Source organism: Cyanobium sp. ATX-6F1, assembly GCF_047395825.1.
In the GTDB taxonomy this organism is placed as follows: Bacteria; Cyanobacteriota; Cyanobacteriia; order PCC-6307; family Cyanobiaceae; genus ATX-6F1.
In genome coordinates, this window is the sequence record NZ_JBCEBF010000001.1 from 1,287,072 (window position 1) to 1,310,936 (window position 23,865).

Here is a 23,865-nt window from a genome sequence, read left to right on the forward strand (position 1 = left end):
TCATGGTGCTGGAGCTCAAAAGCCCGGCCGGCGAAGGTTTCCAAGGCCTCCTCACTCTGACGCCAGTGTTTCTGAGCTATCTGCTCAGCTTCATCTACATCGGCATCTATTGGAGCAATCACCACCACATGCTCCACGCCTGCAGTCGCGTCAGCGGCGGGGTGCTCTGGGCGAACCTGCACCTGCTGTTCTGGCTGTCATTGTTTCCCTTCGTCACCCGCTGGATCGGCGAGAACCATTACGCCCCAGTACCGACGGCCGTCTATGGCCTCAACCTGCTGCTGGCCGGTTTCGCCTACTGGGTCCTGCAGCAGACGATCATCGCTGCCGAAGGCTCGAATTCGTTGCTGCGTCGTGCCGTCGGCCGTGACACCAAGGGCCGGGCTTCGCTGCTGCTCTATGCCTTCGGCGCGGCCATGGCCTTCCTCTTTCCCTGGCTGTCCCAGACGATCTATGTACTGGTGGCCCTCATCTGGATCGTCCCCGACCGCCGCATCGAGCAGGCACTGGTGGCGGCGCCTACGACTCCTCCAGGGCCACCAGATCCCTGAGCTGGCCAGGGTCGAGGCCCCCAGCCACTCCTCGCCGCTGCCGATGATGTCTTCGGCGAGCTTGGCCTTCTCGCGGATCATGCGGTCGATCTTTTCTTCCACTGAGCCGCTGGTGATGAACTTGTGCACCAGCACCCGGTTGATCTGGCCGATGCGGTAGGCCCGGTCGGTGGCCTGGTTCTCCACCGCCGGGTTCCACCAGCGGTCGATGTGGAACACATGGCTGGCCCGGGTGAGGTTGAGGCCCACACCACCCGCCTTGAGCGAGAGCAGGAAAAGCTGGGGGCCGCGCGGATCCTCCTGGAAGCGATCCACCATCGCCTGGCGTTCGGCCTTGCTGGTGTTGCCGTAGAGGAAGGGCACCTCCTGGTGGAAGCGCTTCTGGAGATGGGTCTGCAACAGCAGCCCCCATTCGGCGAACTGGGTGAACAGCAGCGCCCGATCACCGGCTTCGATCACCTCCTCGACGATCTCATCGAGCCGCTGCAACTTGGCGGAGCGGGCGGCGAACCCTTCGCCGACGGTTGCTTCCTTGAGCGCCAGCGCCGGGTGGTTGCAGATCTGCTTGAGCTTGGTGAGCAGGGCCAGCACCTGGCCGTGCTTCTGGCCCAGGGGGCGCGGGCGATCGCGTCAAGGGTCTCATCGACGGTCTTGCGGTAGAGCTTCACCTGCTCAGGGCTCAGGCCCACCCACTCGTTGAGCTCCACCTTCTCGGGCAGGTCGTTGATGATCGATTTGTCGGTCTTGAGGCGCCGCAGGATGAACGGACCCACCCGGGCCTTGAGGTCTTTCAGCGAGCTCATGTCGCCGTAGCGCTCGATCGGCAACCGGTAGCGCTGGCGGAAGAATCCCTCCTCCCCCAGCACCTTGGGGTTGAGGAAATCCATCAGCGCCCACAGCTCGCTCACCCGGTTCTCCACCGGGGTGCCGGTGAGGGCAATGCGGAAGCGGCTGTGCTTGGCGGAGCGGGCCAGCTCCCGGGCGGCCTGGCTCTGCTTGGCGCTGGGGTTCTTGATCGCCTGGGCCTCGTCGATCACCACCCCCTGCCAGTCGGCGCCGCCGAGCAGGTCGATGTCCCGCTGCAGCAGCCCGTAGCTGGTGAGCATGAGATCGACGCCGTCGAGTGCCTTTTTCAGGGCGGCAGAGTTGGCGGCCCGGCGGGGCCCGTAGTGCTCCAGCACCCGCAGCTCGGGGGTGAACCCGGCCGCTTCCCGCTTCCAGTTGGTGAGCACCGAGGTGGGGGCCACCAGCAGCACCGGGCGCTTGAGTTCGTTCTCCGCCTTGAGGTGTTGCAGGAAGGCCAGCAGCTGGATCGTCTTGCCCAGGCCCATGTCGTCCGCCAGGCAGGCCCCCTGGTCGAAGCGGTGCAGGAAGGCCAGCCAGCCCAGGCCCCGTTCCTGGTAGGGCCGCAGCTGGCCGGAGAAACCCTCGGGGGCCGGCAGGGGGTCGGGGGCCTTCTGCTGGTGGTATTGCTCCAGCACCGCCTGCAGCCTGGGCCCCGCCGTGAACCGGTGCACCGGCAACCGCTGCAGGGTTTCCCCCTCGTTGCCCGTGAGCCGCAGGGCGTCATCGAGGCTGAGGGCGGGATCGAGGGCGCAGAACTTTTCGGCGTTGCGCAGATCGCCAGGGCGCAGCTCAATCCAGGCCCCCTTGTGCTGCACCAGCGGGCTGCGCTTGCCCGCCAGCCGCTCCAGATCCTTGAGGGTCAAGGTGACCCCGCCGATCATCAGCTCCCAGCTCCACTCCAGGGTCTCGCCGAGGCTGAAACCTCTGGATCGGGCCGGGAGTTCGGCCTGAATCGCCAAGCCCAGCCGGCTGGCCAGGCCGCCACTGAGGCTGGGGGCAGCAGCACCCCCACGCCCACGTCCCGGAGTTTGGAGGTGATGGTTCGCACCAGCACGAAGGCCTCGGCCGGCGTCAGCTGCATGCCCTCGGGGGCGGAGGAATCCAGCCCCCTGCCGATCGGCTCGAACACCTGCAGGGCGCGGCCCATCCCCTCCAGCAGCACCTCGCCGGGCTGCTCCACTTCGATCTCTCCGAGCATCAGCTGGCGCTCGGTGGTGGCCCAGACCACCGCCGCGCTCACCCGCAGGGCGGGATCCGCCTCCGCCTGCAGGCTGAAGCGCAGGTCCCAGAGATCCTGGCCCTCCTCCGGGGTGGAGAGCTCCAGGCAGGCCCGGGCCGGGGCCACCCGCCCCGCCACCGCTTCGCGCCAGTGGTGGGTGGCCACCTCCAGCCGCTCGGCGTCCTCGACGCCCAGGTTCAGCTTGCCCGTGCCGGGCCCCAGGGCCTGTTGCCAGGCTGCCAGCAGCGGATCGAGGTCGGTGCTGTCGGGGCGGAAGCCCGCCCGCAGCTGGCCATCGACCAGATCGTTAAGCAGGTTGACCACCACCAGGCGGCTGGAGCCGGGCCGCCGGCAGGCCATCTCGGCCACCGGCGGCAGCCCCAGCGGGGTGGCCACCCCCGAGGCCGCCATGGCCACCTGGGGCAGGCGCGCCGCCAGGTCTTCGAGGCGGCGGCGGTCGTCTTCGCGGTTGAGCAGGGGGCGCCAGCGGGCCACTCGCCCATCGCCGCTGCTCTCCACCTGGGGCAGCCAGCGGCCGCGGGCGATCAGGCTCAACACCCAGCGCTGCAGGTGGCTCCACCAGCGCAGTTCATCCGCCAGGCCGAGCTCATCGCCGGAGAGGGGGAGCTGGCCCAGCCAGGCCCCGGCCGCAGCCGGCTCCAGCCACAGCCCTTCCAGTTGCCAGGGCCACCACTCCACGGTTTTGGGGATCGGTTCGCCCGCCTGCAGGGGCAGGCCGCTCCAGGCGGCCCCTTCGCTGGCCTTCTTGCCTCGGGCGCTCTGGCTGCGGCTGGGCAGGGTGAGGGTGGCCACGGTCGGGCGGAAGGCCTCCGACCAGAGCTCGTGCTCCTCCAGCCAGGCCCCGAGCTCGTCCTGGTCCAGGCTCAGGGGGTGAACCGGCACCTTCGCGCCGGGCGTGACCGGCGCCGCCACCCGCCAGGTGTCGGCCCAGAGCAACAGGCCGGGTCGGCCGGCGGTGTGGGACCGGAGCCAGGTGGCGTGCAGCAGGCTCATGGGTACGGGATACGTCCGCGCCGGGGGTCATGGCCGCAGGACGCTCAAGGAGCGTTGGCCGGCGTGCAGCACCAGGGCGGCACCGATCAACGGCAGCCAGGCGCGCAGCAGCGCCATCATCAACCCTGGCAGGACCTCCGCCGCTGGGCCATTCCATTCCAGGGGCAAGGCCAGGCTGTGGATGCCGCACACCGCCCCCACCAGGCCCGCCAGCAGGGCCCAGCCAAGCGATCGCAGCCGCAGGCGCGCGCGGGCCTCAGGGGAGCGGGGGCTCAAGCAAGGGGGCTCAACCAGGGGACGGTGGCGGGGCGCTGGACCTGTGCTGGGCGATCATGCCCGTTCCAGGGTGTTGTTTGCACGTTCGAGGCCATGGCTGTTGCGCTCTCCCCGATCGCCCTGCCCCTGAGCGGCCCCAGCCCCGCCTCGGCGCGGAGATCCGCGAGGCGTTCCTGAGCTTCTTCGAGAGCCGGGGCCACCGGCGGCTGGCCAGTGCCTCCCTGGTGCCGGAGGACCCCACCGTGCTGCTCACCATCGCCGGCATGCTGCCGTTCAAGCCGGTGTTCCTGGGCCAGGCCCCGAGGCCGGCGCCCCGGGCCACCAGCGCCCAGAAGTGCATCCGCACCAACGACATCGAGAACGTGGGCCGCACGGCGCGGCACCACACCTACTTCGAGATGCTGGGCAACTTCTCCTTCGGCGACTACTTCAAGGAGCAGGCGATCCGCTGGGCCTGGGAGCTGTCCACCGAGGTCTTCGGCCTCTCGCCGAACCATCTGGTGGTGAGCGTCTTCCGCGACGACGACGAGGCCGCGGCGATCTGGCGCGACGTCGTGGGCGTGAACCCCAGGCGCATCATCCGCATGGATGAGGCCGACAACTTCTGGGCCTCGGGCCCCACGGGCCCCTGCGGCCCCTGCTCGGAGCTCTACTACGACTTCAAGCCCGAGCTCGGTGATGAAGGCCTCGACCTGGAAGACGATTCCCGCTTCATCGAGTTCTACAACCTGGTGTTCATGGAGTCCAACCGCGATGCGGACGGACAGCTCACCCCCTGGCCCAGCGCAGCATCGACACCGGTCTGGGGCTTGAGCGCATGGCCCAGATCCTGCAGCAGGTGCCCAACAACTACGAAACCGACCTGATCTATCCCCTGATCGAGCGGGCGGCGGACCTGGCGGGTGTCGACTACCACCGCCTGGAGGAGAAAGCCAAAACCTCCCTGAAGGTGATCGGCGACCACAGCCGCGCCATCACCCAACTGATCGGCGATGGAGTGAGTGCCTCCAATCTCGGCCGCGGCTACATCCTGCGGCGGCTGCTGCGGCGGGTGGTGCGCCACGGACGGCTCCTGGGCATCGACAAGCCGTTTCTTACCTCGATGGGCGAGGCCGCGATCGCGGTGATGGCGGCGTCTTATCCGCAGCTGATCGAGCGCCGCGAGGCGATCCTGGCGGAACTGGCCCGCGAGGAGGCCCGCTTCCTCGAAACCCTGGAGCGGGGCGAGAAGCTGCTGGCCGAGGTGCTGGCGGCCCAGCCGCAGCAGATCAGCGGCGAGCAGGCCTTCGAGCTCTACGACACCTACGGCTTCCCCTGGAGCTCACCGAGGAGATCGCCGAGGAGCATGGGCTCAGGGTGGATCTGGCGGGGTTCCAGGCCGCCATGGAGGCCCAGCGCCAGCGCGCCAAGGCGGCGGCGGTGAGCCTCGATCTCACGCTTCAGGGCGCGATCGAGCAGGTGGCCGGCGAACTGGAGGCCACGGCCTTCAAGGGCTACGAGGCCCTGGAGCACCCCAGCTGCGTGCTGGCCCTGGTGGTGAATGGCGCGCCGGCCGAACGCGCCGTTGCCGGTGATGCGGTGCAGTTGGTGCTCGATTCCACCCCTTTTACGGCGAGGGGGCGGCCAGGTGGGGGACCGGGGCACGCTGAGCGCCGGGGAGACCGAAGCGGGAGCCGATGGCGACCAGTCGAGCGATCTGTTCGTGCGCATCGATGGGGTCAGCCGTAATCGCAGCGTGTTCGTGCACAGCGGCCGGATCGAGCGCGGCCAGCTGGCGATTGGTGATCTGGTGATGGCCCGGGTGGACCGCGGCTGCCGCCGCCGCGCCCAGGCCAACCACACCGCCACGCACCTGTTGCAGGCGGCCCTCAAGCAGGTGGTGGATCCCTCCATCGCCCAGGCGGGCTCCCTGGTGGATTTCGATCGCCTGCGCTTCGACTTCCACAGCCCCCGGGCGGTCACGGCCGCGGAGCTGGAGCGGATTGAGGCGCTGATCAACGGCTGGATCGCCGATGCCCACCACCTCCAGGTGCGGGAGATGGGAATCGAGCAGGCCAGGGCCGCCGGCGCCGTGGCGATGTTCGGTGAGAAGTACGCCGATGTGGTGCGCGTCGTCGACGTGCCCGGGGTGTCGATGGAGCTCTGCGGCGGCACCCACGTGGCCAATACCGCCGAGATCGGTCTGTTCAAGATCATCGCCGAAACCGGTGTGGCCGCCGGCATCCGCCGCATCGAGGCGGTGGCAGGCCCGGCGGTGCTCGCCTACCTCAACGAGCGCGACGCGGTGGTGCGCCAGCTGGGGGAGCGCTTCAAGGTGCAACCGGGCGAGATCGTCGAGCGCGTGGCGGCGCTGGCCGACGAGCTCAAGGCCAGCGGCAAGGCCCTGGCGGCGGCCCGCACCGAGCTGGCCCTGGCCCGCTCCACGGAGCTGGCGGCAGGCGCCGAGACGATCGGGGCTTTCCAGCTGCTGGTGGCCCGCCTCGATGGGGTGGAAGCCGCCGGCCTGCAGAGCGCGGCCCAGCGGCTGCAGGAGCGCCTCGGCGAGGGGGCGGCGGTGGTGCTGGCGGGGGTTCCCGACGCGACGATCACCGACAAGCTCTCCCTGGTGGCGGCCTTCGGCCCGGCGGTGGTGGCGGCGGGCCCCAAGGCGGGCGCGTTCATCGGCGCCATCGCCCGGCTGGTGGGCGGCGGCGGCGGCGGCCGCCCCAATCTGGCCACGGCCGGCGGCAAGGAGGTGGCTGGCCTCGATGGCGCTTTGGAGACGGCCCGCGCTCAGCTGATCGAGGCGCTCTCGCTATGAGGCGGGGCGGCCGGGATCCCCAATGGGTGGTAGCGATCGCTACAGAGGTGGTCCCCGTTAGGCAGTGGGATCGCCGGGTGATTGATGAGCGAGTGCCTCTCGGCGATGGTTGCCATTTCACAGGTCAACGCGATTCAGGGCCTCATCGATGAACTTCATCAACGCTATTCATCGTTGAATGATGGTGCGCCGGCTGATTACATTCCTGAGCTAGCCAAGGCCGATCCCAACGATTTCGGCATCGTCATCGCCACCGTCGATGGACGGCTTTATCAGGCTGGCGATGTCAGCAAGCCATTCACGATTCAGTCGATCTCCAAGCCCTTCGTGTATGGCCTGGCCCTGGGCCTGCTCACGCCTGAGCACATGGTGGCCAAGGTGGGGGTGGAGCCTTCGGGCGAGGCCTTCAACGCCATCAGCCTGGATCCGGCGTCTGGGCGGCCGCGCAACCCGATGATCAACGCCGGGGCCATTGCCACCACCGCCCAGATCGCTTCCCACGATCCTGAGCACGGCGAAGCCACCGTTCTCGATTTCTTCGCCCAGCTGGCGGGCCGCCGTCTGGGCGTGGATGAGGCGGTGTTTCGCTCGGAGCGGGAAACGGGCCACCGCAACCGCTCGATCGGCCATCTGCTGCGCAATTTCGAGATCATCGAAACAGATCCGGAGCCCTCGCTGGATCTCTATTTCCGGCAGTGCTCGATTCAGGTCACCTGCCGGGATCTGGCGATCATGGCGGCCACCCTTGCCTGCCAGGGCCGCAACCCCTTCACCGGTGCCAGGCCCCTCAGCTCGGACATCACCAAGCGGGTGCTGGCGCTGATGGCCAGCTGCGGCACCTACGACTTTGCCGGCCAGTGGCTCCACGACGTGGGCATGCCGGCCAAGAGCGGAGTGGGTGGCGGGATCCTGGCGGTGGTGCCCGGCCGCCTCGGCATCGCTGTCTATTCCCCGCCCCTCGACAGCCTCGGCAACAGCGTGCGCGGCATCGCCGTCTGCTCGGAGCTCTCCGAGCGCCTCGGCCTGAGCCTGTTCAACCAGTACCCCCAGAGCTCCTCCACCGTCCGCCGCTCCTACACCGCCGCCCTGCGTCAATCCCGCCGTTGGCGTTCCTCCGCCGACCGGGAGGCCCTGCGTGCCTCCGGCCACCGCATCCGCATCGTGCATGTCCAGGGGATCCTCGATTTCGCCGCCCTGGAACGATTGGTGGCGGAACTGGCGGCGAGCCTGGCTGAGGCGAAGGTGTTGGTCCTTGATCTGGCCCATGTGGTCGAGCTTCCGGCGGAGTCGGCGGGCCTGCTGGCCCAGCAGTTGACCCTGTTGCGTGACCGGGGCCTGGCGATCCTGTTGTCGCGCTCCGCCCATCTCGATCTCGAGGGGGTGCGCCTGGCCCTGGGCCTGGAGGCGGAGACCCTCTTCTGCGTTGATCTCGACCAGTCGATTGAGCGGGCTGAGAACCTCTACCTCGACATCTGGAACGGAGACCCTGACCAGGGGGCTTCCAGCGCCAAGGACGAAGCGTCCCTGGGCTTTCTCGCCCACCTCGATCCCGACTACCGCCAGCGGGTGGCGGCCTGTCTGCGGCGACGGGATTTTGCAGCCGGCGATCAGGTGATTCGCCGTGGTGATCCCGGAGATGAACTGTTTCTGGTGCGGGAGGGCCGCTTCACCGCCACGATCCAACTCACGGATGGCTACGGCCGGGCGCTGGAATCACGGCTGGCCACCTTCGGGCCGGAGATGTGCTTTGGGGAGATCGCCTTCCTCTCCGGTCAGCGGCGCAGCGCCAGCATTCACTGCGACCAGGCCGGCAGCTGCCTGGTGCTCAGCCGCGCTGATTTCGATCAGCTCCGCCGCAGTGACCCCGAGGCGATGAACGAACTGTTGCTGGCCCTGATCCGCGACGTCGGTCAGAAGCTTTCGCTCACCAGCCATCAGCTCACGCAGATGGAGCACCTCTGATCTTTTGCCTGCGCGCGGTGAGGATCCGTGTCGGGGCTTGGTTGGAAGGAACCACGCTCCATAGGGTGGACCTCTCCGTGCCCCATGCCGCAGACAGCCATGGCCATCCAACTGATCTCATCGAAACGCCTCTGGGTCTCCGGCCTGGCGGCCCTCGCTGTTCTGCTCAGCGCCACAGCCGCCTTCGCCACCCCGGCCGGCACCCTGCTCAAGGGCCTCAAGTTGCCGGGCGGGCTCACCACGCTGTTCGCGGCCAATGCCGTGGGTCAGACCAGCCTCAACGGCCAGCTGGGCGGCACTCCAGAATCACTCCTGGTGAAGGCCAAGGCCTTGCTCAGTGTTCAGGGCTACAAGGAACGCACCATCAACACCGTGGTCGGGCCGTGGGGGTTCAACCTGGTGCTCGATCCCCCGGCCGGCACCACCGTGGATGGCACCCCGTCCGGCAAGACGGCGGCCCTGGTGCTGCAGTCCACTGCTCTGGGCCCCGGCAAGCTCAACCTCAACGTGCGTTTCGAAGCCCTGTAGGCCGCCAGCCATAGCGTGGGAAGCGGTTGCCCCCTGCCGATGCCCCGCCCCCGTAACGCTCCTCTCCTGGTTGGCTCGCTGACGGGCCTGCTGGCGCTGCCAACACTGATCGCCCTGGCGCCGGCTGCGGCCCGCGCCGAGGGCCAGGTGCAGCTGCGCTGCGACGGCACCTTGGTGGAGGCGCGGGGCTCGGCCGAAGGCAAGCGCCCCACCCAGCGCCTGCGCGTTTCCCTGGGGATCGAGGCCGAGGGCCTCAACGCCGATGCTGCCCTCGGTTTGCTGCAGGAGCGCCTGGCGGCCGTGCGCCAGGGCCTGCAGCGCCTGGGGGTGCAGGAATTGGAGGTCACCTCCCCCAACACCTGGGATCGCCCTTCTGCGCCGCGCATGCCCGCCCAGGTGACGGCGAACGTGCAGGTGAGCGGTCGCTTGGCCCCCGACAACCTGCAGGCGCTGATCCGTGGGGTGGGGGCACTGCCGGGGGTGCGCTTGGCACCGGTGGCCGCCGAGGCCGATCCCCGTGGTGATGCCGCCAGCCGCGGCGTGTTGCTGCGGGCGGCCTACCAGGACGCCCTGACCCAGGCGCGGGAGTTGGCGGCCGCCATCGGCCTGGCCCGGCTCACACCGTTGGAGGTGCAGGTGGAGGGTGGGTTTCGGCCGGTGATGATGAAGGCCATGGCCGCCGACAGCGCCGCCCCCTTTGACCCAGCCGAATTGCCCAAGCCCACTGAGCGCACCAGCCTCCTGGCCCGTTTCTGCGCTCGCTGAGGCCTCAGCGGGTAGGCAAGTCAGCCGAGCAGCGAACTGAACAGCTCACGCATGCGCTCGAACAGCTGCTTGTCATGGAGGGGTGTCGCTTCGTTTTCGAGGCGTTCGAGCTGGGCCCGGCGGGCATTCACCAGGCCCGCCAGCTCCTCCAGCAGGGCGGTGTCGTCGGCCAGTAAGGGCTGCAGCGCTGCACGACTCACCTCCAGCAGCAGGCATTCCTCGAGGGTGCGCACGGTGGCACTGCGGGGGGCATCGAGGCAGAGGGTCATCTCCCCGAAGATCTCCCCCGCTCCGAGCCGGGCGACGGAGGTGGGGCTGCCGTCGGCGTTTGCTTTGAGCACTTCCACCTGGCCTTGCACCAGTTGATACAGCGAGTCCCCGGCATCGCCCTCGCGCACGATCGTTTCGCCGGGACCAAAGCGCCGCGTCAGGCTCAGGGAGGCCAGGGTGCTCAGCTGCTCTTCCCCCAGAAGCGCGAACAGGTGGTTGGAGCGCAGCAACCGCTGCCGCTGCTCCAGCGATGTGAGCGAGGGATCCGCGTCGGCGCTCGCCTGACGCTTGCGGCGCAATTCGCGCACCGGATAGGGAATGCTGTGGCCTGCCCGCTGGAGTGCGAACCAGAACTGTTCCAGCAGTTCACTGCGGATCTGGAGGCGGCTGGCTTCTCCTGCACCGAGGTGCCACACCATCAGCTCGTAGGTGATCGCGCTCTCGGCGTAGGCCCCCACCCAGACCCGCGATTCCTCACTGCTGAGCACGCGGGGGTGCTGGCGGACCACCTGCAGAAGCAGCTGCCGGGCCTGGGCGGGAGACAGGGCGTAATCGAGGCCGAGGCTGAAGCGGTTGCCCACCGGATCGTTCGGACCGAATCGCTTCAGCACATCTGAGGCCACCTTGCTGTTGGGGAGCACTTGCAGGGACCCGTCCATGCCCTTGACGATCGTGTTCATCAGGGTGAGTGAAACCACGAAGCCCTTGAACCCGTCCACCTCGATCCAGTCGCCTTCACGAAAGGGATTGTCGATCTGAAGAGTGATGCCCGCGAACAGGTCTTTGAGGGTTTCCTGGGCCGCGAGGCCGATCACGGCGGTGAGCACCGCTGAGGTGGTCACCAGTCCCACCAGGTTGATGCGGGCCTGTTGTTGCAGCACCACCACCGTGAGCGCTGCCCCCACGGCCAGGATGCCCAGATCGCGAAGGATCTTGGGAGGTTTGGCCCACAGGCCCAGGGCCGCGGGCAGTTCCAGGAACGCCCACTCCCCCAGGCTGATCAGGGCGTAGCTGATCAGCAGTACGGACGAGGTGCTCCACCAGGGGCGGAGGGCCTCCGGCAGCCAGACCAACGGCAGGCTGCTGCTCAGGAACCAGGCCAAGATCGCCGCCAGGGGCAGACGGGTGGGGGGAGGCGAGGCCTCGCGGATGGCGACGGCTGAGGACCCGCAGCAGGATCAGGCTGGCGGTGAGACCGAGGGCCAGCAGCAGCCGTTGCAGCACGTCCATGGCGGCTCAGGTCATGGCGGGGCATCCTGGACGGGCCGGGCGGCCCAAGCCATGTTTCCAGACCCCTCCCATCACCCGCATGCGCTGGACCTGTTCCTGATGCTGGCCATGGGGCATTTCGTGGGGGACTTCGCTCTGCAGAGCGACCGGATGGCCACAGAAAAGTGTCCGGGCCATGATGTCACGCTTCCTTGGTACTGGTGGCTGGGCTCCCATGCCGCCATCCATGGCTTCCTGGTGGGTGCGATCACCGGCGTGCCCCTGCTGGGGTTGGCGGAATGGGTGGCCCACGCCCTCACCGACTTCGGCAAGTGCCGGCATCTCTACCGCCTGCCGGGTGATCAGGCCATCCACCTGACCACCAAGCTTTTTGGACCTGGCTGGTGGTGCGATCCTGAGCGGGTGGATTCAACGACCTTCATCCGATCCAGCGATGGCCCTCTTTGATCGCAAACCCGCCCGCCGCTGGCTCCATGTCCTGCTCCTGGCGGCGGTGAGCCTTGAGGCCAGCGCTGCCCTGGCCCAGCCGAACCTGCGCAGTACGTTTCCCGGCCGTCGCATCGGTGGCGGCACCCGCGGTGAGTGCGCCGCACGGGTGCTGGCCCACCTGGTGCCCAGCGACAGCGTCTTCGCCCCCGGCCCCGCCCTGACAGTGGCTCTGCTCGAGGGACCCACGGCCAACCCCCGGCCCCTGCAGGTTCAGTTCCGGCCCCAGGGCCCTGGCGGCACGGCCGCCGGCCCCGCCGTGAAACGGGAGCTGCCGGCTGCTCCGGCGGGGATCACCCTGCTCAAGCTGGCCAGCTTCAAGGGTTCCCAGGTCTGGGAATCCACCTTCCGCTGCGATGACGGCGCTCCGCCCGCCACCAACGATCCGCTCAGCTTCGTCGAAACGGTCTCACCACCAGCCCTGAGCCTGCTCGTCACCGAAGGCTCGGCCGACGACCGCAGCATCCAGGCGGCGTTGCAGAAGCTCAAGGGCCTCTGCGGTTCCCAGTTGTCCAAGGCTCAGCTGGCCCAATCCTTCGGCCTCGAAGATGTCATCGGGGCGGATTGGCCGGCGACGCTGCCGGTGCGCTGCCCCTGAGCTCCCAGACGTCGAGGGGTTCCGTTCGGCCCTTCACCTGCAGGCTGCCCCAGGGTTCCCAATTCATCGTGTTGGCGCCGTTCTGAAGCACCAGATCGCGCGTCACCGAGGAAACCAGCACCCGGCAGAGGCCGTTCTGACGCGCTTTCTCGGAGCTTTCCAGCCGTGAGGCGCAGTTGACCGTGTCACCGATGATCGCGTATTCCAGCCGCTCGCTGCTTCCCATCGAGCCCGCCAGCACAGCGCCGGAATGAATCCCGATGCGCATGCGCATCGGCGGCTCGCCGTCGGCGGCCAGGTCGCGGTTGAGTTGCTCCAGGCCGTGCTGGATCGCCAGGGCGGCGTCGATCGCTTCGCTCGCGTCGGCCACCTCCCCCTTGCCCAACGGTGCCCCGAACACCGCCAGGAACCCATCGCCGGTGAACTTGTTGACCATGCCGCCGCGCTCGGTGATGGCGGGGACGCAGAGGGCCATGCCGCGGTTCAGCCAGGCCAGCAGATCCGCCGGTTTGAGGCGCTCGGAAAGGGTGGTGAAATCGCAGGTGTCGGAGAAGATCACGGTGACCGCCAGCAGGCGCCCCTCAAAGCGCCCGTCGCTGAGCAGTTCATCCCGTTGCTCCCAGAGCTGCTGGGCCACCGCCGGTGAGGTGGTCTGGCCGAGCAGCCGTTGGATCTGCTGGCGCTGTTGCTGGCTGGCGGCCCCGCGGCGCAACCAGGCCGCCCCCGCCATCAGCGTCAGGCCCGCCAGGGGCAGGGTGGTTTGCAGCCACACCCCGTTCAGCAGCAGGGCTACCGCGCCGCCCAGGCCCAGCAGCAGCACCGCCGTCACGGCGAGGATGCTGCGCCGCAGGGTGGCGAAGCTTTCCCCCAGGGCTACTCCGAGCCCCAGGCCCAGCACCAGCAGCAGCATGCCGCTCCAGCCCGGCAGGGCCCGCAGCCCAAGGGGTCGCCCGTCGGCGAGCGCCAGCAGGGCGGCGGTGCGGTTGGCATGGAGTTCCACGCCGGGCATCTGCATCTGGCGGGCCGTCAGCACGAAGCGGGTGTAAGGAACGTTGAACAGATCGCGCAGGGAGGGGCGGTGCTGCCGATCAGCACGATCCGCCCGCGGATCTGTGCTTGGGGCACCTGCCGGTTGAGCAGCTGATCGAGGCTCCAGAGGGGAAAACTGCCCGGCCGATGGAACGCCAGCATCTGCTGGTAGCCGGCGGCATCGAGGTTGAAGTATCCGCCTGAATCGCGCTCGAGCCAACCCTCGGCGTTGGGGCTGGTGTCCAGCCGGCTGCGCAGCTCGCCGTTGCCGCGGAACACTTCTACCAGCCGCAGGGGAGGGCCACGGTGGCGGCGTCCTGGCCGGCCACATGGAGCAGGTCCCGGCGTACCACCCCATCGGCGTCCACCACCAGGTCGTTGAAGGCCTGGCGATCGCTCGGGGTGCCCGGGATCGGGCCGATCGATTCGGCCACATTGAAGATCGACACCAACCGCGGGTTGCTGCGTGCCTGGCGGCGCAGGCACTCCTGCTGGGGGCCGACGCCCTTGTTGCGGTAGAGATCGAAGCCGATCGCCCGGGCGCCATCGGCGCTGAGGGTGTCGATCGCCCGGCAGAGCAGCTGGTCATCGATCGGCCAGCCGAAGCGCGAGATGTCTCCTTCGCTGATCCCGATGAGCGTGATCGGTGTGGTGGTACCGGCGGGAGCAGGCCGCAGGTAGGTGATCAGGTCGTAGAGCAGCAGGTTGAGCGATTCACCGATGCCCGTGAAGCGCAGGGCCGCCACCAACAGCGCCGCCGCTCCGTAGGGGGCCGTCAGCAGCAGCGCCCGGCTTAAACGATTGGGTCGCGACGATCGGCCCATGGAGGCCCTCAGAACCGGTATTGCACCTTGCCGTAGAAGCCCTTGCTCAGGGTCCAGTCGGCCCATGGGCCGACGTTGGTGTTGGCGCCGAGCTGATTCACCCAGCCGGCCTCCAACGTCCACTTGTCGCCGGCCAGCCAGCGGGTGAGAACGCCGGTGGAGCCGATGTAGTCGGTGAAGTTGAGGCCCTGCAGCTTGGTGTTGATGCCGCCGTAGCCGAAGAAGGGCACCAGTTGCAAGGCGTTCTTTTTCTTCTGCCAGAAGGTCCAGACCACCTCACTGGTGCCCAGCCAGCCGTTGTCGCCGCTGATCAGCTGACCGGGCAGGCCGCGCAGGCCCACGTCGGAGCCGAGGGTGAACTGCATCGAGGGGGTGAGCGGGTTGAAGGCCACCTGCCCCCCGGCCCGCAGGTTCAGTTGCCAGTTGGGGGCGAAACCCCAGGCCGCTGACACCAGACCCCCCAGGGCCGTGGCCTGGCCCGGGACAACGCCCACCTGGGTCAATTCGTTGATCTGCTTGTCGGGGGTGAGGGCACCGATGCCCTGCAACAGGTAGACGTTGCCACTCCAGCCCACGGAGTTGCTCAGCCCGCTGCCGCTCAGCCCCACCCGCAGGTAGCCCGTGCGCGGGGAGCGCACACTCTCGGGCAGGAAACTGGGCAGGGCCTGGCCCGAGAGGTAGGTGTCGCTGCGGTTGATGCTCAGGCCGGCGAAGGCAGCCCAGCGCTGGGTCAGGGTTTCCTTGAACACCCACTCCAGCTGCCCGAGGCCCTGGAACTGCCGGGTGCTGAAGTCGTTCGCCGGGGCGGGGAGCTCGATCAGGTTGCGGCGGCTGTAGCCGAAGGAGCCCGTGAGGTTGACCTGGTCGCTCAGCGGGTAGGTGTAGCTGGCGGATGTGATCAAGGCCCCCAGGGAGGGGTCGTTGTTGAAGTCGAGTTCGCCGTAGAGCAACAGGATGTCGCCGGGGGCGGCGAGCCCCCCTTCACCAGGGTGGCCACGGCCCGGCCCTCGCCGGAGCCGCTGGAGCCGTCGTTGCGCAGGGAGAGGTCACCTTGGAGGGGCTGGCTGCCCAACTCCACATTCACCGTCAGTACGGCCTGGGTGGGGTCGCTGCCCAGGCGCGAGAGGTTGCTGCGGATGCTCTTGATGCCCGCCTGGCGCTGCAGCAGCCGCAGTTGGCGCTCCACCTCGGCCAGGTTGAGCACCTCGCCCTGGAGCGGCCGCAGCAGCCGGGTCACCCGGCGACTCAGCCAGGCACTCTTGGCGTTGACCCGCACCTCCACGATCTTCCCTTCCACCACCTCCAGGCGGCCGGGCGCCGGGCTGGTTTCGACGAAGACGCGGCTGTTGACGTAGCCATCGGCCACCAACCGGGCGGTGAGGCTGGCGGCGCAGGCCTTCAGACGCTCGGCTGGATCGCTGATCGCCAGGCAGGGCGCGAGGATCTTGCTCAGTTCGGCACTGGAATAGCGCTTGAAACCGCGGATTTCGGGCAGCGCCTGGCGGCTGGTGCTGGGTGCGCCGGGGCCGGTGGGAGTTGGCACGGGGGTGGCCGGGACCTCTGGCTCCACCGGCAGCCCATCAATCTTCGGGGCCGGACGGTCCCGATCGGGTCGTTGCTCGGTGGCGCCCGGCCCCGGCAACCGTACCGGCCCCTGCTGAACTGGTGGGGCCACCAGCTGGGCCAGCAAGGGCAGAGTGAACATGAGAGTCGTGTAAAAGTTTATGAGCAAAACTTATCGGAGATTTGTCTGAATTTCAGCGCGACGGACCCCTTGGTTGATCGTCCCTGCACGACCCAGCGTTCCGTTGCTGGGGCGGTGGCCGCCGGATCGATGCGGGCCAAACGATTCAGGTCATTCTTTGGGCGCTGATTGAAATGGGCGCTTGAACGTCTGTTGCCCGATGACGCCCCGAACATGTCCTCCGCTTAGTGTTTATTTCACCTGGTGTGGGTTTTGAACCCCCGCTTTTTGTTGGCGTCCTTTCCATGGCGACGCGTTCCCGGATGAAGCAATCGCATGGCCAGGGCGTCTCAGTGGCCCTGGGCCTCTCGGCCCTGCTGGCCGCTGTTCCGGTGTGCGCGGGCGAAGTGAGCGCCACCGGCGGCGTCCTGGGCCTGGGCACGGCGGTGAATGGCCAGCTGGGCGGCAGCTGCGCAGCTGGCCTGTGCCAAGTGGGCGGCGGCACGGCGGCAGGCAGCAACCTCTTTCACCGCTTTTCGGCCTTTGATACGCGCGGCGGCATCACCGGGGTGAACTTCGCCACCGGCGGCGCCAGCAATGTGTTTGTTGGTGTGACCAGCCCCCTGGGCAGCTTCATCGACAAACTTGTCTCGTTCTCTAGCCCCGGCAACCTGTTCTGGCTCTCCCCGGGCGGCATCGCCATCAGCGGCGCCGGTGGTTTCGCCAACATCCAGCAGCTGAACCTCAGCACCGCCACCGGCTGGCGGCTGAGCAACGGCGTGTTCGATGCGGCAGGCACCACCGCCGGCCAGGCGGCGTTGCTCAGCGGCGCTCCCCTGCAGGGGGCGGCGGGGCCGCTCAGCGATCCGGCCAGCCTGGCGGCGATCGGCCTGCAGAAGAACGGCGATCTGAGCCTTTCCGGCGGCCTGCTCACGGTGGATCAGAGCCTGCTGCTCGATGCCCAGGGCGGCAACGTGCTCCTGCAGGCCGCCGGGATCCAGGCGCCGGGGGGCAGGTGGCGATCAGTGGGGCCACGGTGGACCAAGGCGCCACATCGATTGATGTGAGTTCTGTCAGCGGACCCGGCGGCCGGATCACGATTACGGGCGGCGCGGTGCTCCAGACCGCGGCTCTCAACGCCAGCGGCAGCAGCGGTGGCGAGGTGACCCTGCAGGCGAACCAGCTGCTCAGTGCGGCGCCGATCCAGGCCATCGGCAGCCAGGGCTCTGGGGGCCGCATCACCAGCGCCAGCACCGCCTCCACGGTGCAGACCCTCAGCGGCCTGTGGGATGTCAGCGGACTCTCGGCGGGGGGCTCGATCACCCTCAGCGCCGGCACCGAACTGTTCAGCTCCGGCAGCTACCTCGCCCAGGGCACCGGTGGAGCGGCCCAGGGCGGTCGTATCGATCTGCTCGCCTCCACGATCACCCTGGCTGCGGCCCAACTCGATGCCTCCGGCGTCGGCGGCGGCGGCCAGGTGCACGTGGGCGGCGGCTTCCAGGGGGCCGACCTCGGCCTGGGCGCGAATGCCCGCAAGGTCACGGTGACCCCCGGCACCGGCCTCCGGGCCGATGCCACGGCCCTGGGGAATGGCGGTCAGGTGGTGGTCTGGTCGGAAGATGCCACTCGGTTTGCTGGCGCCGTCAGCGCCAAGGGAGGCGCCTTGGGAGGGAACGGCGGTGTGCTGGAGGTGTCGGGCAAGGCCGATCTGTTCTTCGGTGGCACGGCCGACGCCTCAGCTCCCGCCGGCAGCCCCGGCAGCCTGCTGCTCGATCCCAAGAACATCTACATCGAGAACACCACGGTCGGGGGCTACGGCTACGACGCGCAGAACATCGTCTACCCCGGCTCCGATGCAGCCGGTCCGACGGCGCTGGTGGAGCAGCTGGGCACGGCGGCCACTAGCCCGATCCTGGTGAACGTGCCCACGGGCGGCCTCCCCGGCCAGGAGGGGGTCACCTACCTGTTCGATGGCAGCACCTACGGCCTGCTGAGCGCGCTCTATGGCACCGATGCGATCAGCAGCCAGAAGGCGAACTACTCCCCGTCGGGTGTCTCAGCGGGATTGCTGGCGCTGATCAGCCCCGGCTGGAACAACGGGGCGACGCTCGATGCCGGGGCGGCCACCTGGATCAACACCGCCACGGGCAAATTCGCCAATGGCACCACCAGCGGTGTCATTGGCAGCGGCAACTCCTTGCTGGGCAGCACCACGGGTGATTTCAACCAGGCCTCGGTGCGCTTCCTGACTTCCGGCCAAGCCCTGGTGTTCACCCCCGCTGGGACAACGGAGCCAGCGTCGATGCCGGCGGTCTCACCTGGCTGAGTGGCAGCACCGGCAAGCTCGCCGATGCCAGCACGGGCGGAGCGATTGGCATTGGCAACTCCCTTCTGAACACGGCCTCGGCGGCCTATCTGCCACAGGCGGGCTGCACCGGTTGCAGTTCCTACGTGAATCAAACCGTGCGCGAGTACGGCGGCGGAAATCTGTTGATCTACAGCGGCGCCTGGGCCAATGGCGCCGTGCCGAATGCGGGGGCACTCACCTGGTTGAACGGCACAACGGGCGCCCTGGCCAACGGCGCCACCGGTGGCGTGATCGACGCGGGCAACTCTCTTGTGGGCTCCAGTGCGGGGGATCTCAATCCCTTCGGTGGTCTGGTTCCCAACACCTATGACCCTAACTACTTCTTTCAGCAGGGAGGGACGAACCTCGTCTACGACCAGACGGCCGCGGCCGCCCCGCTGGCCCTGTTCCGCTTCACCACCTGGGACAACACCGCCACAGGAGCCACCGACGCCGGCGCCCTCACCTGGATTGATGTGGCCACCGGCAAGCTCGGCAATGGAGCGGCCGCTGTCGGAGCGATCGGAGCGGCCAATTCCCTGGTGGGGAGCTCCACGAACGATCGGGTCGGCTCCTCTTACCAGCAATTGGGGTACTACTCCAGCACCTCCCGGGATTATTTCGTCTTCCTCAATCCCACCTGGGATGCCAGTGCCACCGCCGCCGACGCCGGTGCCCTCACCTGGATCCGCGGCAGCACCGGACGACTCGCTACGAACGCCCCGATCATCGGCACCTTGGACGCCAGCAACTCCTTGGTGGGCATCACGGCCGGCGACCGGGTGGGTGGATCCTACGAAGGCATCACAACTGGTTATTACTCTTCGACCATCACCAACCTCTGGCTCACCACCGGTGGTTGGGACAATGGTGCGAGTGCCGATGCCGGCGCCTTCACTTGGATCCAGGGCTCCACCGGCAGCTTGGCGGATGGCTCTCCGGCGGTGGGGGCGATCGGGGTGGCTAATTCACTGGTGGGCAGCAGTGCCAGCGATTTCAGCGGCAGCAGTGTGTCACGTCTGTATTCGTCGTCCTATTACTACACCAACAAATTCCAGAACCTGCTGGTGTTCACCCCCAACTGGGATAACGGCGCCGCCACCGACGCCGGCGCCCTCACCTGGGTGGATGGCAACACGGGCAAGCTCGCCACCGGAGCGAGCGCCTTCGGTGCCCTGGGTGCCACCACCTCGTTGGTGGGTAGCCATGTGGGCGACGCCATCGGTCAGCGGTCGTTGATCGATACCAACTACTACTCTTATGACGGTCCGGAGCTCTACCCCAACGTGCTGGCCCGCAATCCCCAGTGGTCGGGGAACACGGGTGCCGCCACCTTTATTAATGGCAGCACCGGTGCGCTGGCCGATGGAGCCCCGGCGGTGGGAGCGATTGGCACGGCCAATTCTCTGGTGGGAAGCACCCCCGGCGATCGAGTTGGTTCAGCTGCCTTGAGCCTGCGCTCCAGTTTGAGCGGTCAGCCGCCGGACAACTTCCTGCTGGCCAGCCCCGATTGGAGCAGCGGCGCGGGAGCGATCACCTGGATCAACGGCGACACCGGCAAGCTTGCCGATGGCAACAACCCCTTTGGCGTGGTCAGTGGAGCGAATGCCCTGGTGGGAAGCAGCCCTGGCGATGGCCTTGGTTCGGCGGCCTCGATCACGATCACCGGCGATTACTACTACAGCCTCAGAAACGTTCTTCTGCGCAATCCACTCTGGGACAACGGCTTGGCCACGGATGCTGGAGCCGTCACCTGGATTAATGGCTCCACGGGCCTGCTGAGCAACGGCGCGGTTGCCCTGGGACCGATCGGTCCCACCACGTCGTTGGTGGGCAGCAGCAGCGGTGACGCCATCGGAGCGTTGGCGACGGGTGTCGGCTACTACGACGACCCCGGTGGCACCAACCTGGTGTTGCGGAGCCCCTCCTGGGACAACGGCGTGGCCACCGATGCCGGCGCGGTCACCTGGTTGAACCTCGGTACGGGCCAACTGGCCGATGGCAGTGATGCGTTCGGGGCCATTGGTGCCGCCAACTCCCTGGTGGGCAGCAGCTCCGGTGATCGGGTGGGCGACGGTTTCCTCACCAGCGGATCGTTCTACAGCACGCCCGGTGTCAACCTGCTGTTGCTCTCCCCGCTCTGGGACAACACCTCGGCCGGTGCCACTGATGCCGGTGCGGTGACCTGGATCGCCGGTGCCACTGGAAAGCTCGCCGACGGAGCCAGCAACCCCTTCGGGGCCATCGGCAGTCGAAATTCCCTGGTGGGCAGCACCAGCGCCGACGGAGTGGGCGGGCTCTATGACCGCTACTTCGGCTCTACTGAAACCCTGCTGCTGCGGAGCACTGCCTGGGACAACACCGCCACGGGGGCCACCGACGCCGGCGCCGTCACATGGTTGAACCTGTCCATAGGCAAGTTGGCCGGTGGCATCAACAACAGCTTCGGTGACATCAGCTCCGTCAATTCATTGGTGGGCAGCAGCACCAATGATCGTGTCGGCCTGACCATCGAAACCAGCGGCGGGCAGTACGCCTTCATCGGCAGTCCTAATTGGGATGGCGGCAGCACCGTCGATGCAGGTGCCATCACCTGGATGGACCGCCAGCTCGGTCAAACCGTTGGTGGTGACAACGCGATCGGCACAGTTGGAACGGCGAATTCCCTAGTGGGCTCGTCGAGCGGCGATCAGCTGGGGACCTTCTCCATCACGCAAGCCTGCACCGCCGGAGCCGCCTGCACCAACCAGGACTATTTGGTGCCCTTTGACTTCGGCTCATCAGTGCTGATCGGCAGCCCCCTCTGGGATAACGGAGCCCGGGCCGATGCCGGGGCCATCACGGCCGTGCGTCTCCTCGACGGCCGTCTGGTGGGTACCTCCAACTACGCCACAGGCCCCCTGAGCTCCTCAAATGCCCTTGTAGGCAGTTCGGCCGGAGAGCAACTGGGGATTTTCAGCCGCAACGACCAGCTTCCCGATGGCACGCCGGTGATCGAAACCAACGTCGGCACCCTCTCCAACGGCGCCGCCCTGGTGGCCAGCCCCGCTGGGACAGCGCCACCACCGCCGATGTCGGTGCCGTGGCCCTGATCCCCACCACCACGCCCCGGGTGGGCAGCCTCGATGCCAGCAACGCCCTGGTGGGCAGCAGTGCCGGTGATTTCACGGGCTTCTCAGCCCGCAGCCTGGGCAGCAACGCGCTGCTGTTCACCCCGAACTGGAGCAATGGTGCGGTGGCAAGTGCCGGCGCGGTGACCTGGATCAATGGCACCACTGGAGCCTTGGGCAATGGCTCCTTTGGCGGAGCCATAGGAGCTGGTACGTCGCTGGTGGGTAGCAGCAGCGGTGATTTTGCCGACTACAACACCTCTCAGTTTGGCACGGGTGCCTTCGTGCACCTGCCGAGCTGGAACAGTGGTGCCGTAGCCGATGCGGGAGCCCTCGGCTGGATCAACAGCAGCACCGGGGCCCTGGCGGATGGCAGCCCCGGTGGTGCGGTGGGGCCAGGCAATGCCTTGCTGGGCAGCCAGAGCGGTGATCTGGCCAGCTACCAGCTCAGATCCCTTTCGGGCGGCAATCTGCTTGTTTCCACTCCCTCCTGGGACAACGGCGCGGTTGCCGATGCCGGTGCCCTCACCTGGTTGAACGGCACCACCCCGGCGCTTGCGAACAACCCCACCGGCGTGGCCGGCCTGGGGGCCATTGGTCCGAGCAACTCGATTGTCGGTGGTGCAACGGGCGACCTCAATGGCTATTACCTGCGCCAGCTGAGCGCCACTGCCGACAGCAACGTGCTGGTGGTGACGCCGTTCTGGAACGGCGCCACGGCGAATGGCGGAGCGATCACCTGGTTGAACAGCGCCACCGGCAAACTCTCCGACGGCAGCAGCGGTGGCGTGATCGGCCCCACCAACTCTTTGCTCGGCACGGGCCAGGGCACGCTGGGCCGCGGCGATCTGGCCGACACCACCAATCCCTACCGGGAGTCTCCCAGCGGCAACGTGGTGATCTACAGCTCCGCCTGGGGTTTCAGCTCAGCCTCGGGCAGCGGGATCGGCTCCCTCACCTGGCTCAACGGCAAGACGGGCGCCCTGGCCAATGGCGCGACGGGCGGTTTGATCGGTGCGGCAAATTCTCTGGTGGGCAGCGCCGTCGGCGATCTGGCCCCTCAGTACGACGACAGCAACTACTACCGCTTCGTGCCCGTCGCCGCCAACTTCTTCAAATACAACACCAATTCCTCGGGCGACGGAATCCTGTTCCGCAACGTCGCCTGGAACAGTCGTGCCGGGGCCGTCACCTGGCTGAACACCAGCACCGGCAAGCTCGCCGATGGCAACCCAGCGGTTGGGGTGATCGGTGCCGCCAATTCCCTGGTGGGCAGCACCGCCAACGATGGCATCGGCAACTTCTACAACACAGTCACCAAGGGCGTCAGCGGGCTGGCCTTGTTCAGTGGCTACTGGGACAACGGCGCCGCCGAAGATGCCGGGGCGGTCACCTGGCTGAACGTGGCCACAGGCAAGTTGGCCAACGGCAGTGCCGCGATCGGGCCGATCAGCGCCGCCAATTCCCTGGTGGGCAACACCAGCTACGACAACATCGGCACCAACTATGACGCCTATTCGTTTGGCAACGGCGTCGCCCTGTTCAGCGGCTCCTGGGACAACGGCGCTGCCATCGATGCAGGAGCTTTCACCTGGCTGAACGGCGCCACCGGCACCCTGGCGAATGGGGCCGTGGCCATCGGGCCGATCAGTGCCGCTAATTCACTGGTGGGCAGCAGCAGCAGTGATGACGTCGCGCTCTCCCGGCGCACCTTCTCCAGTTCTCTCGGCAGCAACATCGGCCTGATCAGCCCCAACTGGGACAACGGTGCGGCGGTTGACGCGGGCGCCGTCACCTGGATCAGCGGCAGCTCAGGGCTGCTGGCCAACGGTGCGGCAGCGATCGGACCCATCAGCGCTGCCAATTCCCTGGTGGGCAGCACCGCCGGTGACCGGATCGGCGCCACAGCCCTGGAGGTGGGGTCCTATTACTCCCAGATCGGCTCCAACCTGCTGGTGTTGAGCGGCTCCTGGGACAACGGTCCGCTGGTGGATGCCGGCGCGGTCACCTGGATCAGCGGCCTCACCGGCCAGCTCCTTGACGGCAGCGCCGCGATCGGGGCGGTGAGCGCCAACTTCTCGATCGTGGGTACGTCCGCAGGTGACCAGGTGGGTGCGCTCTATGCGCCGATGGGTTCGCTGTACAGCTATGCAGGCCTCAACGTGCTATTGCAAAGCCCCAACTGGGATGCCTTGATCGCGGGCGGGCCGCTCGTCGATGCCGGTGCCGTCACCTGGGTGAATGGAGCCAATGGGCTGATGGTGGATGAATCCGGCAAGGGGGGCTGAGCGCCAAAAACTCCCTGATCGGCAATTCCATCGGTGAC

The 23,865-nt window shown here is 67.7% G+C and carries 18 protein-coding genes and 2 pseudogenes; 12 read left to right on the forward strand and 8 right to left on the reverse strand.

The features are described from left to right. Positions 1–2 precede the first annotated feature (2 nt). Complete coding sequence (locus tag AAF143_RS07615) at positions 3–551, forward strand: TMEM175 family protein (protein ID WP_414026907.1); 549 nt, start codon at positions 3–5, stop codon at positions 549–551. On the opposite strand, the pseudogene AAF143_RS07620 reads toward AAF143_RS07615, so the two are convergent. Continuing rightward, positions 520–3,630 (reverse strand): annotated as a pseudogene (locus tag AAF143_RS07620) (DEAD/DEAH box helicase). The gene AAF143_RS07615 and the pseudogene AAF143_RS07620 sit on opposite strands and share 32 nt — an antisense overlap. A 27-nt stretch (positions 3,631–3,657) precedes the next feature. Then, the gene (locus tag AAF143_RS07625) at positions 3,658–3,906 is read right to left on the reverse strand and encodes a hypothetical protein (RefSeq protein WP_414026714.1); all 249 of its coding nucleotides are present in this window, start codon (positions 3,904–3,906) and stop codon (positions 3,658–3,660) included. A gap of 56 nt (positions 3,907–3,962) precedes the next feature. Between AAF143_RS07625 and alaS the strand changes: the two are divergent. The 5 genes and pseudogenes from alaS (at position 3,963) to AAF143_RS07650 (ending at position 9,961) form a co-directional block, all read left to right on the forward strand. Then, positions 3,963–5,634, forward strand: a pseudogene (gene alaS, locus AAF143_RS07630) (alanine--tRNA ligase). After that, a complete protein-coding gene (locus tag AAF143_RS07635) occupies positions 5,534–6,706 on the forward strand; it encodes a DHHA1 domain-containing protein (RefSeq protein WP_414026715.1) in 1,173 nt (390 codons plus the stop codon). Before alaS ends, AAF143_RS07635 begins: the two are co-directional and overlap by 101 nt. Before the next feature lie 105 nt (positions 6,707–6,811). Next, positions 6,812–8,668: a glutaminase A gene (glsA, locus tag AAF143_RS07640; protein WP_255007956.1), complete on the forward strand. Its 1,857-nt coding sequence runs from the start codon at positions 6,812–6,814 to the stop codon at positions 8,666–8,668. Positions 8,669–8,767: 99 nt separating this feature from the next. Further along, on the forward strand, positions 8,768–9,196 hold the full coding sequence (locus AAF143_RS07645; protein WP_255007957.1) for a hypothetical protein: 429 nt from the start codon (positions 8,768–8,770) through the stop codon (positions 9,194–9,196). A 39-nt stretch (positions 9,197–9,235) separates the two neighbouring features. Then, complete coding sequence (locus AAF143_RS07650; RefSeq protein WP_255007959.1) at positions 9,236–9,961, forward strand: SIMPL domain-containing protein; 726 nt, start codon at positions 9,236–9,238, stop codon at positions 9,959–9,961. A gap of 20 nt (positions 9,962–9,981) precedes the next feature. On the opposite strand, the gene AAF143_RS07655 is transcribed toward AAF143_RS07650, so the two are convergent. After that, positions 9,982–11,334 (reverse strand): mechanosensitive ion channel family protein, encoded by a 1,353-nt coding sequence (locus tag AAF143_RS07655; protein ID WP_414026716.1) that lies wholly within the window; start codon positions 11,332–11,334, stop codon positions 9,982–9,984. 46 nt (positions 11,335–11,380) lie between these two features. On the opposite strand from AAF143_RS07655, the gene AAF143_RS07660 reads away from it, so the two are divergent. Beyond that, entirely contained in the window at positions 11,381–11,908 is a 528-nt protein-coding gene (locus AAF143_RS07660; protein WP_414026717.1) for a DUF3307 domain-containing protein, read from the forward strand. Beyond that, positions 11,895–12,545, forward strand: a complete 651-nt coding sequence (locus AAF143_RS07665) for a hypothetical protein (RefSeq protein ID WP_255007964.1) — start codon at positions 11,895–11,897, stop codon at positions 12,543–12,545. Before AAF143_RS07660 ends, AAF143_RS07665 begins: the two co-directional genes overlap by 14 nt. On the opposite strand, the gene AAF143_RS07670 is transcribed toward AAF143_RS07665, so the two are convergent. The 5 genes from AAF143_RS07670 to AAF143_RS07690 are packed head-to-tail and all read right to left on the reverse strand — an operon-like array spanning position 12,499 to position 16,103. Beyond that, positions 12,499–13,578, reverse strand: coding sequence for an adenylate/guanylate cyclase domain-containing protein (locus AAF143_RS07670; protein ID WP_414026718.1), 1,080 nt, complete (start codon positions 13,576–13,578; stop codon positions 12,499–12,501). The genes AAF143_RS07665 and AAF143_RS07670 overlap by 47 nt on opposite strands. Continuing rightward, a complete protein-coding gene (locus tag AAF143_RS07675) occupies positions 13,572–13,853 on the reverse strand; it encodes a CHASE2 domain-containing protein (protein ID WP_414026719.1) in 282 nt (93 codons plus the stop codon). Before AAF143_RS07675 ends, AAF143_RS07670 begins: the two co-directional genes overlap by 7 nt. A gap of 2 nt (positions 13,854–13,855) precedes the next feature. Beyond that, complete coding sequence (locus tag AAF143_RS07680) at positions 13,856–14,398, reverse strand: CHASE2 domain-containing protein (protein ID WP_414026720.1); 543 nt, start codon at positions 14,396–14,398, stop codon at positions 13,856–13,858. An 8-nt stretch (positions 14,399–14,406) separates the two neighbouring features. Beyond that, positions 14,407–15,348: a ShlB/FhaC/HecB family hemolysin secretion/activation protein gene (locus tag AAF143_RS07685; RefSeq protein ID WP_414026721.1), complete on the reverse strand. Its 942-nt coding sequence runs from the start codon at positions 15,346–15,348 to the stop codon at positions 14,407–14,409. Then, a complete protein-coding gene (locus tag AAF143_RS07690; protein WP_414026722.1) occupies positions 15,297–16,103 on the reverse strand; it encodes a hypothetical protein in 807 nt (268 codons plus the stop codon). Before AAF143_RS07690 ends, AAF143_RS07685 begins: the two co-directional genes overlap by 52 nt. A 302-nt stretch (positions 16,104–16,405) precedes the next feature. Here AAF143_RS07690 and AAF143_RS07695 point away from each other — a divergent pair, with 302 nt between their 5' ends. The 4 genes from AAF143_RS07695 (at position 16,406) to AAF143_RS07710 (ending at position 23,827) form a co-directional block, all read left to right on the forward strand. Beyond that, entirely contained in the window at positions 16,406–17,149 is a 744-nt protein-coding gene (locus AAF143_RS07695; RefSeq protein ID WP_414026723.1) for a hypothetical protein, read from the forward strand. Next, positions 17,098–18,408 (forward strand): hypothetical protein, encoded by a 1,311-nt coding sequence (locus tag AAF143_RS07700; protein ID WP_414026724.1) that lies wholly within the window; start codon positions 17,098–17,100, stop codon positions 18,406–18,408. The genes AAF143_RS07695 and AAF143_RS07700 overlap by 52 nt, the downstream gene beginning before the upstream one ends. Before the next feature lie 125 nt (positions 18,409–18,533). Beyond that, positions 18,534–21,521, forward strand: a complete 2,988-nt coding sequence (locus AAF143_RS07705; RefSeq protein WP_414026725.1) for a hypothetical protein — start codon at positions 18,534–18,536, stop codon at positions 21,519–21,521. Then, a complete protein-coding gene (locus AAF143_RS07710) occupies positions 21,512–23,827 on the forward strand; it encodes a beta strand repeat-containing protein (RefSeq protein ID WP_414026726.1) in 2,316 nt (771 codons plus the stop codon). The genes AAF143_RS07705 and AAF143_RS07710 overlap by 10 nt, the downstream gene beginning before the upstream one ends. Positions 23,828–23,865: the final 38 nt, after the last annotated feature.